Source organism: Halobellus litoreus, assembly GCF_024464595.1.
GTDB classification, from domain to species: Archaea; Halobacteriota; Halobacteria; order Halobacteriales; family Haloferacaceae; genus Haloquadratum; species Haloquadratum litoreum.
Genome location: NZ_JANHAW010000001.1, coordinates 1,124,216 through 1,137,334, shown reverse-complemented (window position 1 = coordinate 1,137,334; position 13,119 = coordinate 1,124,216). Strand labels below are relative to the sequence as shown.

The following is a 13,119-nucleotide window of genomic DNA, read 5'->3' as shown; positions in this document are numbered from 1 at the left end:
CGGCGGTCCCGGGAACCGGCGCCGACAGACGGCCTCAGTTGAGTTTCTGACGCGCGACGCCGACGCCCGTGGGCGAAATGATGATCTGGTCGTCGCCCTTCTGAGCGATGTCGCCGTCGACCTCCTCGGCGACCTGTCGGAGGTCGTCGATGATGTGCTCCATCGTGCTGTCGGAGGTCGTGTGACGCGTGATGTCCGCGATCACGAGGTCCCCGTCGTAGACGGCGTCCTTGATCGCGACGACGTCCTGCTGGCCGCTGATCTTCGCGATCCGGACGCTCATTCCGGCCTCACCGCGGGAGGTATCGATGCCGTCGACGTCGAGGTCGACGTACTCGTCGGTCGAATGCTGTCCGCCCCCGCTGATGATCTTGCTCATAATCCCCATACCACCTTCAAACGGCAGTAACACGTTAGTTCTTACGTCAGACGAGCGTCTGACGCGAGAGCCACTCTCGGCGGAGTCGATCGCGGCGCACACGGGTACAGAGGGCGACTGCCCGGGCGATCCGGACCGGACTGGCGAATCCGTGTGTGAGCCCGAACGGACGTCTCGGACTGACGTCGTGGGTCACTGCCCCGCTTAGACCACGAACTCGAAGAGGTCGTCGCCGACGTGGTGGATCGACTCGACGACTTTCCCCGAGTCGCCCGTCATCTCCTCCCCGTCGACGAGCGCTCGTCCGATCGCGAGCACTTTGCCGTGCGTCTCCTCGGCGATCGTCACGAGGTCACCCTCCCGGACGGTGGCGTCGGCCTCGACGATTCCCGGCCGCATCACGTCCGCGCCGTCGCTGACGAACGAGATGGCCCCGGCGTCGACGGTCACCACGCCCTTCGTCACCTCGTGGCGGTTCGCGCCCTGGACCGTCAGAAAGGCCTCGTCCGCGAACTGCACGACGTCGGTCTCGCCGTCGACGAGGACGACGTCGAAGGGTTCGTCGGCGAGTTCGACCATCTCGTAGGCGTCGCCGTCGAGTTCGACGCCCGTCTTCGACTCGATCGCGGCCTCCAGGTCGCTGATCTCGTCGGCGCGGAGGTGGTGTCGGGATTTGACCTGCATGTCCGACCGCACGGTGCGCCGGCCGATAAATGGCGCGACACGGCGCGCGCTCTGGCCCGGTCGATCCTCCGGTCGGCGCACCCGCTGCGCGCCGTCGACTGCCCGCGCGGACAAACGCTAAGTAACGGTGGCGCCTGGGTAGTCGTATGTGGCGCTCCCGGAACACCCGGGACGGGACGACGGTGGTCTGCATCGCCTGCGGCACGTCGCTCCCGCGCTCGGAAGCGCGTGAGTACGACAAGCACGGCAACCGCTGGGAGAGACACGGCAAGTCCTTCGAGCACCTCTGCAAGGGGTGTTATCGAGACCTCTGTCACCAGCCCCGCGACGAACTCGAAGCGCTTCTGATCGACGTCGAGCAGACCGTCTCGGTCGACGCCGAGCGCGCGTCGGCGCTCGATCCGGAGGCCGAGGGGGAGCGGGCGTCGACCGGCGATTCCGGAACCGATCGAGAGCCCGGATCGCAGGCGGCGTTCATCTCACAGTACGTCCGGACGGTCGAGGAACGGTACGGATCGACCGAGGAGTCCGACCGGGACCCCTGATTGCTCGACCGAGCGACGACCGCGAGACCGACCTGGTGACGACCGAAACCGACCTGGTGACGACCGAAACCGACCTGGTGACGACCCGACCACAGCGTTCCGCTTCGACCCTCAACGACCCACGACGACCGCCTCCCGAATTTCGAGTGCGGTCTCCAGTTCGTCGCGTCTGTCGGTCTTCGTGCCGATTCGCCTGAGCTGCTGGGCGTGTGCCCGGCGCACCGCGTCGACCTCGCGCTCGGGGAGGTCGAGTTCGGAACCGACGTCGGCCCAGTGCCCGTCGGGAACCAGAAAGACGGCGCGCTCCTCGTCGGCGTGAACCCGTTCGTAGGTGCGGCGGTACGCGTCGAACTGCGGTCCAAGGTGCTCCTGAACCGCGCGCAGCAACGGTGCCAGGCGTTCGGGAGCGACGCTGGCCGTCGCACCCGTGTACAGCAGGACGTCGCCGTCGAGTGGGATCGCCGAGGCGTCAGCCCCGCCGTTCGTTCGGGCCTCGTCGTTCACGTCTCGCACCCCTCGTCGTTCAGGTCCCACATCTCTCCCCGTTCACCTCACCCACCGGCGCGCATCGCCTTCTGCGAGAAGCGGTCGATCAGCGTTTCGAGGGTGTCGGGGTCGCCCTCGAAGACGACGGTCACCTCGGTGAGTTTCAGCGTCGGGCCGATCGAGACCTTCTCCGCCGACAGCGATGCCGTCCAGTCCTCGGCCGCGACGCGGTCGTCGCTGACGGCGTCGCCGCCGAGTTTTTCGAGGTAGTGTCGCGCCAGTCTGAGAGAGATCCCGCGGAAGGACTTCTCTCTGCGTACTCGCGCGTCGCTCACGGAACCCCTCCCCGCGCACCGCCGGCGACCGGCGGAAAGATGCTCAGCGTGTCGTCGGGTTCGATCGGCGTCTCGATCCCCCGTTCGTGTTCGACGTCGCGGCCGTTCAGGAGGACGTTGACCTGCGGTCGCACCGTCCCGTTTTCGAGAATCTCGCCGGCCAACCCCTCGAACTCGTCTTCGAGGGCGACGAGGACGTCGCCGACGGTCCTGGCGTCGTACTCTCGGGTGATCGTCTTCGTCCCCACCGCTTCGCGAAAGGTGGCGAAAAACCGCAGTTGAACGGACATACTCGACTCTGGGGCGCAGCGGGCAAAAAAGGTGCGCGCCCGTGCGGGGCCGGCGCCGTTCCCGGTGGCGACCGGTCAGCGGTCGCCGAAGCGGATCCCGTCCTCGACGAGGCGGTAGTTCCGCTCGCGGTCGATGTGGGCGGCGAGCCACTTGTGTTCGTAGATCTGCGCGATCAGTTCCGCGTAGAGGTTCCGCCAGGCGATGGCGTAGATCGGCGACTGTCCCCATGCCCGGAGTTCGGGGACGAACTCGTCGTACGTCTCCATCCGGTCTTCGAGGTGCTCGACGACGTCGACGGCGTAACTCGCCGCCTCCGCGTCGGAGTCGGCCGACTCGATCGCGTCTTCGAGACTCCCCTCTAACCCAGCGACGGCCTGCTTCATGTCCGCGACGGCGCTGTCGCCGTCGTCGGGGAGCGATTCGAGGACGCCTCTGGGGACGCCGAGTGAGAGTTCGCGGTCGGTCTCCGACGCGTTGTCTGTCATACCTCGACCGAGGGCGGCCGACGTGAAAAAGTCGCCGTCGGCGACGCGTCGCGCGGGCGGTCGTCCCGGGCCCCGGTCCTACTCGCCGTAGATTCCGACGAGGTCCCGCTGTGCGGCGAGGGTCTCGGGATCTAGTTCGGCGACGAGGTCGTCCTCCCGTCGGTCGAGCGACGCGTGGATCCCGCCGTCCGGCCGTGCGACGAGCGATCGCCCGGCGTACGCGACGGCCCTGGCGTCGGGGACCTCGCGGCGACCCGTCCGCCCCGCGCCGACGACCCAGCGGACGCCGTCCAGGGCCCGAGCGCGGAGGAGCAGGGTCCAGTTCTCGCTGTAGGCGGCGGGCCACGCGCCGACCACGAACAGCGCGTCCACCCGGTCCCGCGTGAACGCCGCGCTGTCGCCGACGAAGTTGAGATCGTAACAGGTGAGGATCCCCGCTTTCCCGACGGGGGTGTCGACGACGACCCGCTCGGTGCCGGCGTCGAGCACCTCGCGCTCGCCTTCCCACAGGTGTCGCTTCCGATAGAACGCGCGTGCGCCGTCCGGCGCGACGTACACTGTCGTGTTGTAGAGTGCCTCCCGCCCGCGTTCGCCGTCCGCCGCGCGCTCGACGAACCCGACGAGAAGCGCCGTCCCCGACTCGCGGGCGAGCGATTCGAGGCGCTCGACTTCCGGCCCGTCTCGGGAGAGCGCGACCTCGGCGACGCGCTGGTCGGCGACGAAGCCGGTGAGCGCGTACTCGGGGAAGAGCGCGACCGCGACCTCGTCGGGCAGTCCGCGAACGCGCGACTCGACGGCTGCGAGGTTCGCCTCGGCGTCGAGATCTGAGAGCGCGAGTTGGCAGGCCGCGACAGGCGTCGGCATACCCCGACCCATCGCCGGCGAGTACAAAAAGCGTCCCCACCGAGATACTGCGTGGTGACGTGCGAGTTGGGACTCGCAGTGGAGAGAAACAGCATCGCGAGCGCGAGCTCTCGCGATCCCGCCACGAGCGGGGTTCCGGGCTGCTGCCGTCCTGGAGCCGACCGACACTATAAGACGTTCCGCGATCAGCCCGTTGCTATGGTCACCTGTTCGAGACGTCGGACCGCGGGCCCCGATCGCACCGACCCGAGACGCCGATGGACGGCGATCGCGCGCGCCGCGCCGACGCGCCGGACCGACCCGGAGGCGACGACGTGATCGCGGACCTGTTCGTCGAGTGGTTCGGCTCGAACCCGGTCGTCCACGGCCTCGTCGGCGGACTCGTCATCGCCGGGATGAACCTCCTCGGGGCGTCGCTGGTGTTCGTCTGGCGGGACCCGTCCGAGCGGGCGCTCGACGGCGCGCTCGGCTTCGCCGCGGGCGTGATGCTCGCCGCCAGTTTCACGAGTCTGATCATCCCGGGGATCGAGATCTATTCGGGCGGGAACCCGATCCCGACCCTCGTCGGCGTGCTGCTCGGCGCGCTCTTTCTCGACCGGTCCGACGGCCTCGTCCCCCACGTGCACTACCTCCTCACGGGCCGTCGGCGTGCCGACGCGGCCAACCCCAGCGAGGCGCTCCCGCTCGACGACGAACGGCTCGCCCCGGTCGTGCTCTTCATCTTCGCGATCACGCTCCACAACATGCCCGAGGGCCTCGCCGTCGGCGTCGGGTTCGGCAGCGGCGACGTCGCGGGCGCGATCCCGCTGATGCTCGCGATCGGCATCCAGAACATCCCCGAGGGGCTCGCGGTGTCCGTCGCGGCGGTCAACGCCGGCCTCAACCGCCGCGCGTACGCCGTCTTCACCGGAATCCGGTCGGGAATCGTCGAGATCCCGCTGGCCGTCCTCGGGGCCTACGCCGTCCAGACGATTTCGGCGCTGCTGCCCTACGCGATGGGCTTCGCCGCCGGCGCGATGCTGTTCGTCATCAGCGACGAGATCGTCCCGGAGACCCACACCGGCGGCCACGAGCGGATCGCGACGCTCGGCACGATCATCGGCGTCGTGGTGATGCTGTATCTCGACATCTCGCTGGGGTAAGCGCTCTCGTCCGCCCCGATCCGGACCTCGGACCGTGATGACACGCGGCTCGACGTTCGAGACCGGAGCCGTCAGTTCCGGACCGACGCGGTCGGTTCCCGACCGACCCCGTCAGTGTCGCCGCCTGTCACCCCGTTCGGTTCCCCATCGTCTCGTCGAACAGGGCGGCGAAGAGCTTGTTCTCGGCCGCCCGGAGGTGCTGCGTGAACGTCGTCTGTGAGATGTCCATCATCGACGCCACCTCTTCGCCGCTGTGCTCCCGCGGCCACTCGAAGAACCCGGCGAAGTACGCGGTCCGTGCCGCCTCGCGTTGTCGGTCCGTCAGTGCCGCCGACAGCCGCTCCCGGAAGGCGGCTTCGGTCTGCACGTCCCGCTCGCACTCCCGCTGTGCGACCAGCGTCAGGTCGTCGTACCTCGTCCGGAGCGCGTCGACGACGGATCGGACGTCGTTCGAGCTCGCGACCTGTGCGACCAGTTCACCGCTCGCTCCGGTGAGCGACAGCGATTCGATGGCCGCGCCGTACTGTGCCAGCGTCGCGACGATGGACCGCTCGCCGATCGACAGCCGAAACAACGCACGGTCCCCGTGCGTGCAAACGTGCTGTGCGCTGTCGATGCCGTCGGCTCTGTTCACGTACTCGGTGACGGCTTCCGGGTCGCTGTCGGTGACGGTGACGTACTGGACACGATCGCCGTCGCCGTCGTCGACGATGTGCTCGGCGGTGACCGTACAGTCGAGCTGGTCGGCTATGTTCGCCAACGGCTCGTCGATGCCCGCCAACTGGAACGTCAGTTCGGTGACGCTGTCGGAAGCGAGCGTCCGCTTTGACTCGACGGCGCTGATCGCGTCCGCGACGGTGCCGCCGAGTTCGGCGAAGATGTTCAGTTCGATCAAATCGAACGCGTTCGCCTGGTTAGTCACGGCGACGAGGACGCCGTACTCCGCACCGCGGTAAGTGAGCGGAACCACGACGCTCCGTGTCTCGCCGGCCGCCTGCAACGGGTCGTTCTCTCGCTCGGTGAACACGGGCTGCTGCTCGTCCAGCGCCTGCTCGATCGGCGTCGGATCGGCGGCGCACAGCCGCTCGATGTGACCGTCGAGCGATTCGCGGTCGGTGCCGGCGCACGCGCGCGGACTCACTGTCCCGTCGACGAGCCCTCGGGACCCGATCCAGGCCACGTCGAAGAGGTCGGACTGAGCGAACCGTTCGCACACGGCAGACTCGATCTCCTGGCGCGTCGACGCGGCGACCAGTTCGCGGTTGATGTCGCGGAGTACCTCGTTCGTGTTGTTCAGCAGCGTCAACCGCTCGTTCTGATCCTCGATCCGCATCTCGCGCTCCTTTCGCTCGGTGATGTCGCGTTCGATCGCGACGTACCGCTCAACGTCGCCGCCGTCGGTGATCGGCGCGATGGTGGTGTCGACCCAGCAGAGCGCGCCCGATTTCCGTCGGTTCGTGAGTTCGCCCTCCCACACCGACCCCGACTCGATCTGCTCCCAGAGCTCCGCGTAGAACGCCTCGTCGTGCGTTCCTGACTGCCAGATCCGCGGGTTCTCTCCGGTCACCTCGTCCGGTTCGTATCCGGTGACCGACTCGACGGCCGGGTTCGCGTACTCGATGGTCCCGTCCGTGTCGGTGAGGAAGATCGCGTGTCCGGCGTGTTCGATGGCCTTCTGAAAGCCGCGAAGCCGCTCGTTCACCGTCTGCAGTTGCGTCTTGATGGCGGTTTCCTCCTCGATGTATTCGGAGAAGTAGTACACCGTCAGCAAGGCGAGCGTGCTCACGACGAGGCCGGGGAGTTCTTCGAGCCCGGTGCTCGCCGTCTGCACGGTGAGCAGTTGTCGAAGCGCCATGAACGACAAAAGCAGCGTCAGGAAGCCGAATCGACGGTCTCGGGTGCGGGCGAGCAGCAGGATCGAGTAGACGACGCCGAGCAGCCGGAGTCCGATCGAGAGGCCGATGATCCAGTTCATGCGATCCGTGTCCGTTCTCGACGGTCGAACGCCCCGGGTTCGTCGACCGTGCGTCCGCCTCGGCACGACCAGTTCATACTCGGGGGTTACCGTTCTCGGTCATAAATGTCCGTGGTCGGCGCTCTGGGCCGCGCCGCGGCCCGGTTCGGCGCTATGCACCCCGTTCCAAACAGTATTGGTATGCCCGATATGGGGTGTCTTCGCGGAGCCCGACCGGTTCAAACAGTATTGGTATCGGGCTTTCCACGACCGTCTGCGTACATTGAGGTGTATGACCCACACGACCAACCGTCCGGCGGGACCCCGGCCGACCGTCGACGGCGCGACCGATACCGGGTGGTGGCGATGAGCTCCGCAGACGACGGGGGCGCCCTCCCGGGCATCCCCGATGTCGGGACGGACGACCTCGACGCGATGGTGGAGAACGAGCGACCCGACCCGCGGGAAGAGCTCGCAGACGTCGAGGCGGACACCGACCTCGGTATCGCGATGGCCGAGGACGCACAGCGGGTCGCGCGCGGGGAACTCTCCGGCGACGACTACTGGGAGAAGTACGACGAGGCCGCCGCCGCCGAGTTCGGTGACGCGTATCGCGAGACGCCGAACCCGGCGGTCGACGCCGGCGACCAGACCGTCTCGACGGAGACGGCCGAGTCGCTGAGCTGCACCGTCGGATCGATGGACGCTGTTTCGATGGAAGCCGCGCAGGTCGACGGCGACGGCTCCGAGGGCGGCATCGGCGCGGGCGACGAGAAGTGGGGAATGGTGATCGACCTCCAGAAGTGCGTCGGCTGCGACTCGTGTACGGTCGCGTGTAAGTCCGAGAACCGAACGCCGCCGGGCGTCTCGTACAACGTCGTGATGGAGGAGGAACACGGCGAGTTCCCGAACGTCACGCGAACGAACGTCCCGCGCCCGTGTATGCAGTGCGACAACCCGCCCTGCGTGCAGGTGTGCCCGGTCTCGGCGACGTACAAGATGGACGACGGCGTCGTCAACATCGACTACGACCGCTGTATCGGCTGCCGGTACTGCAACATCGCCTGTCCGTACGGCGCGCGGTACTTCGATTTCGGCGAGAACTACGACGAGGAGGTCGACGGGGCCGGCGAGGTGACGAGTCCCGAATACGGCGTCGACCGGGGGCCACGCGAGGAGGGCGAGTCGCCGATCGGCAACATCCGAAAGTGCAGTTTCTGCACGCACCGGCTGGAGCGCGGCGAAGAGCCGGCCTGCGTCGAGACCTGCATCGGCGACGCCCGGAATATGGGCGACCTCGACGACCCCGACAGCGACGTGGCACAGATGGCCAGTTCGTCTCGCGCGTTCCAACTGAAAGAAGACGAGGGGACCGACCCCAACGTCTACTACCTCAAATAGGCCGATGGCAACGCAAGGTTCACATGTCGAGTTCGCTCCGGGGTTCGAAGACGACCGGCTACGGCTCGCCTGGTACGCCTTCGTCGCCGTGCTCGTCGCCGGCGGCGCGTACGCGACGTACCTGCGGCTCACGCGGGGGATGGCGAGCACCAACCTCACGAGCGTCGTTCCGTGGGGCGCGTGGGTCGCCTTCTACATCTACTTCGTCGGCCTCTCGGCCGGCGCGTTCCTCGTGAGCACGCTGGCGAACGTCTTCGACATCGGGGCGATGCACCGAATCGACCGCGACGCGCTGTTCGCGGCCATCATCAGTATGGGGGTAGCGCTGCTGTTCGTCTGGATCGACCTCGGGCGGATGGACCGGATGTACTACCCGTTCGTCTGGCGGCAACTCACCTCCGCGCTCTCGTGGGAGGTCCACGCCTACGTGGCGTACATCGGGATCCTCGTCGCGGAGCTGTACTTCTCGATGCGGATCGATCTCGCCCGCCTCGCGACGCGGCTCGACGGACCGCGGGCGACGCTCTACCGGCTGCTCGCGGTCGGCCGCGTCGACACGAGCGAGGCGTCGCGAGCCGTCGACGAGCGCTGGCTCAAACGCGTCGGGATCGTCGGGATTCCGCTCGCGATCTTTATGGTCCACGGTGGGACGGGCGTGCTGTTCGCGGTCTCGAAGGCCCGCCCGTACTGGAACAGCGGTCTCTTCCCGGTGATATTCATCGTCTCGGCGCTGTTGAGCGGAACGGCGCTGGTGATGATGATCTACGTCCTCCGGACGCGACTGTTCGACGGGGCTGCCGTCGACCGGGACCTCCTGGATCAACTCGCCCAACTGCTGCTGGGCTTCATCGTCATCGACGTCGCCCTCACGGCCATCGAGGCGCTGATCGCGTTCACGAGCTTCCACCCGCACGCTGTCGAGACGTGGCTCGTCGTCCTGTTCGGCGAGATGTCGTGGTCGTTCTGGTGGTTCATGGTCGGGGCCAGTTGGGTGTTCCCGATGGTGCTTCTCAGCAAGCGCGCCTGGCGACGGACGCCGTCGGCGATGGTGCTCGCCGGGTTGAGTACCGTCGTCGGCGTCGTCGCGGTCCGGTTCAACATCGTGATACCCGCACAGATCACCCCCGTGCTGGAGGGGCTCCCGCACGGGTCGTACTTCCCCACGCCCGTCGAGTGGGGGACGAGCATCGGCATCATCGGCGTCGGCTTCCTGCTCTACACGGTCGGGGCGGAGCTGCTTCCGCTGACGCCGCTTTCGGGAGGTGACCACGAATGAGCACGAACGACACCGACGATCGCGCCGAGATATCGCGGCGCGACTTCTTCAAAGCGGCCGGGAGCATCGGGCTCGTCGCGGCGGCCAGCACCGCCGCGGTCGAGATGGACGTGAACGAGCTGTGGACGGACGGCGAGCAGCACTACGTCGGCGAGGAGTACGGCGAGTACGACGCGAGCGACGTGATCCACACGACCTGCGGACAGTGCAACACGTTCTGTCCGATCAAGGTACGGCTCGCCGAGGGGAGCGGCACCGGCGAGTACAGTTCGCTCGTCCGGAAGCTCGCGGGGAACCCCTACTCGTTCCTCAACACGCAGCCGTTCTCGCAGGTCCCCTACGGGAGCGATCCCGAGGACGTGGCGATGGGCGACGTCGAGGGGAGCGGCGACGTCGACCGCGACCGCTGGTCGCTCTCGGGCGGCCGGATCTGCCTGAAGGGACAGGCGGGCATCCAGACGGCCTTCGACAGCTACCGGGTCCGCAAGCCGATGAAACGGGTCGGGCCGCGCGGATCGGGCGAGTGGAAGACGGTCTCCTGGGAGCAGGCGCTTCAGGACATCCTCGACGGCGACGACGAACTCGGGCATCCCGGGCTGAAAGACATCTGGGGGTACGCTCCCCAGGAGGCGGTGATGAGCGACTGGGAGGCCGTGCAGAACGGCGAACTGTCGAAGGCGGACTTCGACGAGAAGTACGCCGACGAACTCATCGACACCGACCACCCAGACCTGGGACCGAAGTCGAACCAGATCGTCGACGTCGGTGGGTTCCGCCGCAACTTCATCCGTAACCGCCTCTGGCATCAGGGGCTGGGATCGATAAACAGCGTCCACCACGCCGGCACCTGCGGCGTCTCGAGCGTGATGGGAAACGTTCGTTCCCACGACGCCCCGAAGAAGCGACAGTACCCCGACATCGAGAACTGCGAGTACCTGATCGCGTGGGGGACCAACCCGATGGTCGCCAACAAGGGGCCGACGTGGCTCGCGCCGAAGCTGACGAACGCCATCGAGGACGGGATGCGGATGGACGTCGTCGATCCGCGGCTCTCGAAGACCGCCGAGAAGGCCGACACGTGGGTGCCGGTCGAACCCGGTGCCGACGGGGCGCTCGCGCTCGGGATGGCGCGGTGGATCATCGAGCACGACCGGCACGACCTGACGTACCTCCAGAACCCCTCGCGGTCGGCTGCGAGCGACGACGACGAACCGACGTGGAGCGACGCGACCCACCTCGTCCTCGTCGACGAGCCGTCGGGACCGAAGGCCCGCGCCGGCGACCTCGGACTCGTCGACGAGGGCGCCGACGCCGCCGACGATTTCGTCGTGATCGACGCGGAGACCGGCGAGCCGCGTCCCGCGAGCGAGGTCGAGACGGCGGTCCTCGACGTCGACGTGGCTATCGACGGGACAGGGGTTCGAAGCGTCTGGAGCCAGTACCGCGAGCGCGTCTTCGAGCACACTGTCGCGGAGTACGCCGAGATGGCGGGCGTCCCGGCCGAGCAGATCGCCGACCTCGCCGACGAGTTCACCAGTCACGGTAAGCGCGCGGCGATTATGGCGTACCGCGGCCCCGCCAAGCACACGAACGGCTTCTACAACACGCGAGCGATCGCCACGCTCCAGCACCTCATCGGGAACTACGACTGGAAGGGCGGCCAGATCACGCCCTACGCGGGCTACGACACGATGTCGGGGCGGTACGAACTCGGCACGGTGCCCGACGGGTATTCGCCGTGGGGAATCCCGCTACTGCGCGGCGGGGTCAACTACGAGGACACCTCGCTGTTCGAGCGCGACGACGGGTACCCGGCGAAGCGGCCGTGGTTCCCCGTCGCGCCGCCGCAGGCGACCCAGGAACTCTACGGCAGCGCCGCAGCGGAGTACCCCTACGGCGTCGAGGCGCTGTTCATTCGGCCGTACTCGAACAACCACGTGATGGCGGTCGCCGGCGGCGACGAGATCCCAGCGATTCTCGAGGACACCGACACGATCCCGCTGATCGTCGCCGCCGACACCGTCATCGGTGAAACGAGCCAGTACGCCGACTACATCCTGCCCGAGCCGACCTACCTCGAGCGGTGGGAGAACTTCGGCACCTACCCGAACAAGCGGCTCGCAGACGAGAAGATCAGCCAGCCGGCGGTCTCGGTCGTTCCCGACGCGCGCCCGTTCGAGGACGTCCTGATCGAGTTGTGGTCGGAGCTCGACCTCCCCGGCGTCGGCGATGACGCGATCCCGGACGCGGACGGAAACCTGTGGCCGCTCGAACGGGCCGAGGACTTCTACCTGAAGCTCGCGGCCAACATCGCGTACGCCCGCGATCCGGTCGCAGACGCGAGCGAGGACGAACTGCGGGTGTTCCGCGAGAGCCACGAGAACGGCCTCGGCGACCAGTTCGACGTAGCGCGCTGGCGGGCGGCGGTCTCCGACGAGGAGTGGCCGAAGGTGGTCACCGTGTTGAACCGGGGCGGCCGCTTCGAGGAACCGACGGACGACTACGACGAGGCGTTCGCCGAGCACGGTCACGACTACGACTACGCCGAACGCCGGGACGACTCGAACGCCTACGACGGCGAGCACCTGCGGTACAAACTCGAATCGCGCGTCGATTTCTACAGCGAAGTCGTCCCGAACGGGAAACACTCCTTCACCGGCGAGCGGTTCGACCCGCTCCCGAAGGTCGCCGACGTCGAGCACTACGACGGCACCGTGCAGGCCGCGGTGAGCGGCGACGACGAGCGCGAGCGCCCGCTTCGGCTGATCAACTGGAAGCCGCGGACCCAGGGGATGCACCGCACCCAGAACAGCCCGTGGCTTCGCGAGACCCGCCCGGAGAACCCGGTGTGGATCAACCCCCGGGACGCCGAGGAACGCGGCATCGAGAACGGCGACGAGATCGTCCTCGACGCCGGCCGCGAGACCGTCGACGCTGTCGCGATGGTCACGGGTGGGATCCGCCCCGGCGTCGTCGGCGCGATGTGGGGATGGGGCCGGACCGGAGACGGGGCGACGGCCGAGACCATCGGCGGCGACACGCGGCCGCCGGTCGAGGCCGACGGCCACAGTTCCTACCAGTTCGACGAACCGATGGCCGAGGAGGCCGGATACGCGAAGGGCCGCGACGCCGGCTTCGCGATCAACCACGTCCAACCGTTGGACGAGGCACTCGGCGACACCGGCCTCTCGGACCTCGTCGGCGGGAGCAACGCACAGTACGACGCCTTCGTCGAGGTGGAGCGGCGGTGAGCCGAATGAAACGGAACGCACGCGAC

Annotated in this window: 13 protein-coding genes; 5 read left to right on the top strand and 8 right to left on the bottom strand. The window is 67.7% G+C overall.

Going from position 1 to position 13,119, the window contains the following annotated elements:
* Window positions 1–34 precede the first annotated feature (34 nt).
* Window positions 35–388 (bottom strand): cell division protein SepF, encoded by a 354-nt coding sequence (locus NO360_RS05800; protein ID WP_256306602.1) that lies wholly within the window; start codon window positions 386–388, stop codon window positions 35–37.
* A gap of 195 nt (window positions 389–583) precedes the next feature.
* Window positions 584–1,063: an RNA-binding protein gene (locus tag NO360_RS05795; protein WP_256306601.1), complete on the bottom strand. Its 480-nt coding sequence runs from the start codon at window positions 1,061–1,063 to the stop codon at window positions 584–586.
* A 146-nt stretch (window positions 1,064–1,209) separates the two neighbouring features.
* On the opposite strand from NO360_RS05795, the gene NO360_RS19050 reads away from it, so the two are divergent.
* Window positions 1,210–1,608 (top strand): DUF7562 family protein, encoded by a 399-nt coding sequence (locus NO360_RS19050; RefSeq protein WP_390281943.1) that lies wholly within the window; start codon window positions 1,210–1,212, stop codon window positions 1,606–1,608.
* A gap of 111 nt (window positions 1,609–1,719) precedes the next feature.
* Here NO360_RS19050 and NO360_RS05785 read toward each other — a convergent pair whose 3' ends face one another.
* From NO360_RS05785 to NO360_RS05765, 5 genes are all read right to left on the bottom strand, one after another.
* A complete protein-coding gene (locus tag NO360_RS05785) occupies window positions 1,720–2,112 on the bottom strand; it encodes a DUF8048 family protein (protein ID WP_256306600.1) in 393 nt (130 codons plus the stop codon).
* A gap of 47 nt (window positions 2,113–2,159) precedes the next feature.
* The gene (locus NO360_RS05780; protein WP_256306599.1) at window positions 2,160–2,429 is read right to left on the bottom strand and encodes a MoaD-like domain-containing protein; all 270 of its coding nucleotides are present in this window, start codon (window positions 2,427–2,429) and stop codon (window positions 2,160–2,162) included.
* Window positions 2,426–2,719, bottom strand: coding sequence for a ubiquitin-like small modifier protein 1 (locus NO360_RS05775; protein WP_256306597.1), 294 nt, complete (start codon window positions 2,717–2,719; stop codon window positions 2,426–2,428). Before NO360_RS05775 ends, NO360_RS05780 begins: the two co-directional genes overlap by 4 nt.
* 75 nt (window positions 2,720–2,794) lie before the next feature.
* Complete coding sequence (locus NO360_RS05770) at window positions 2,795–3,205, bottom strand: DUF7971 family protein (protein WP_256306595.1); 411 nt, start codon at window positions 3,203–3,205, stop codon at window positions 2,795–2,797.
* A 78-nt stretch (window positions 3,206–3,283) separates the two neighbouring features.
* A complete protein-coding gene (locus tag NO360_RS05765; protein WP_256306593.1) occupies window positions 3,284–4,069 on the bottom strand; it encodes a carbon-nitrogen hydrolase family protein in 786 nt (261 codons plus the stop codon).
* Window positions 4,070–4,326: 257 nt separating this feature from the next.
* Here NO360_RS05765 and NO360_RS05760 point away from each other — a divergent pair, with 257 nt between their 5' ends.
* Window positions 4,327–5,211, top strand: a complete 885-nt coding sequence (locus NO360_RS05760; protein ID WP_256306591.1) for a ZIP family metal transporter — start codon at window positions 4,327–4,329, stop codon at window positions 5,209–5,211.
* Between the two features lie 127 nt (window positions 5,212–5,338).
* Here the strand turns inward: NO360_RS05760 and NO360_RS05755 are convergent, their stop codons facing one another.
* Window positions 5,339–7,186: a bacterio-opsin activator domain-containing protein gene (locus tag NO360_RS05755; RefSeq protein WP_256306590.1), complete on the bottom strand. Its 1,848-nt coding sequence runs from the start codon at window positions 7,184–7,186 to the stop codon at window positions 5,339–5,341.
* 345 nt (window positions 7,187–7,531) lie between these two features.
* Here NO360_RS05755 and NO360_RS05750 point away from each other — a divergent pair, with 345 nt between their 5' ends.
* The 3 genes from NO360_RS05750 to NO360_RS05740 are packed head-to-tail and all read left to right on the top strand — an operon-like array spanning window position 7,532 to window position 13,093.
* Window positions 7,532–8,566 (top strand): 4Fe-4S dicluster domain-containing protein, encoded by a 1,035-nt coding sequence (locus NO360_RS05750; RefSeq protein ID WP_256306589.1) that lies wholly within the window; start codon window positions 7,532–7,534, stop codon window positions 8,564–8,566.
* 4 nt (window positions 8,567–8,570) lie between these two features.
* Entirely contained in the window at window positions 8,571–9,842 is a 1,272-nt protein-coding gene (nrfD, locus tag NO360_RS05745; RefSeq protein WP_256306588.1) for an NrfD/PsrC family molybdoenzyme membrane anchor subunit, read from the top strand.
* Window positions 9,839–13,093, top strand: a complete 3,255-nt coding sequence (locus NO360_RS05740) for a molybdopterin-dependent oxidoreductase (protein WP_256306587.1) — start codon at window positions 9,839–9,841, stop codon at window positions 13,091–13,093. The genes nrfD and NO360_RS05740 overlap by 4 nt, the downstream gene beginning before the upstream one ends.
* The last annotated feature ends 26 nt before the right edge of the window (window positions 13,094–13,119 follow it).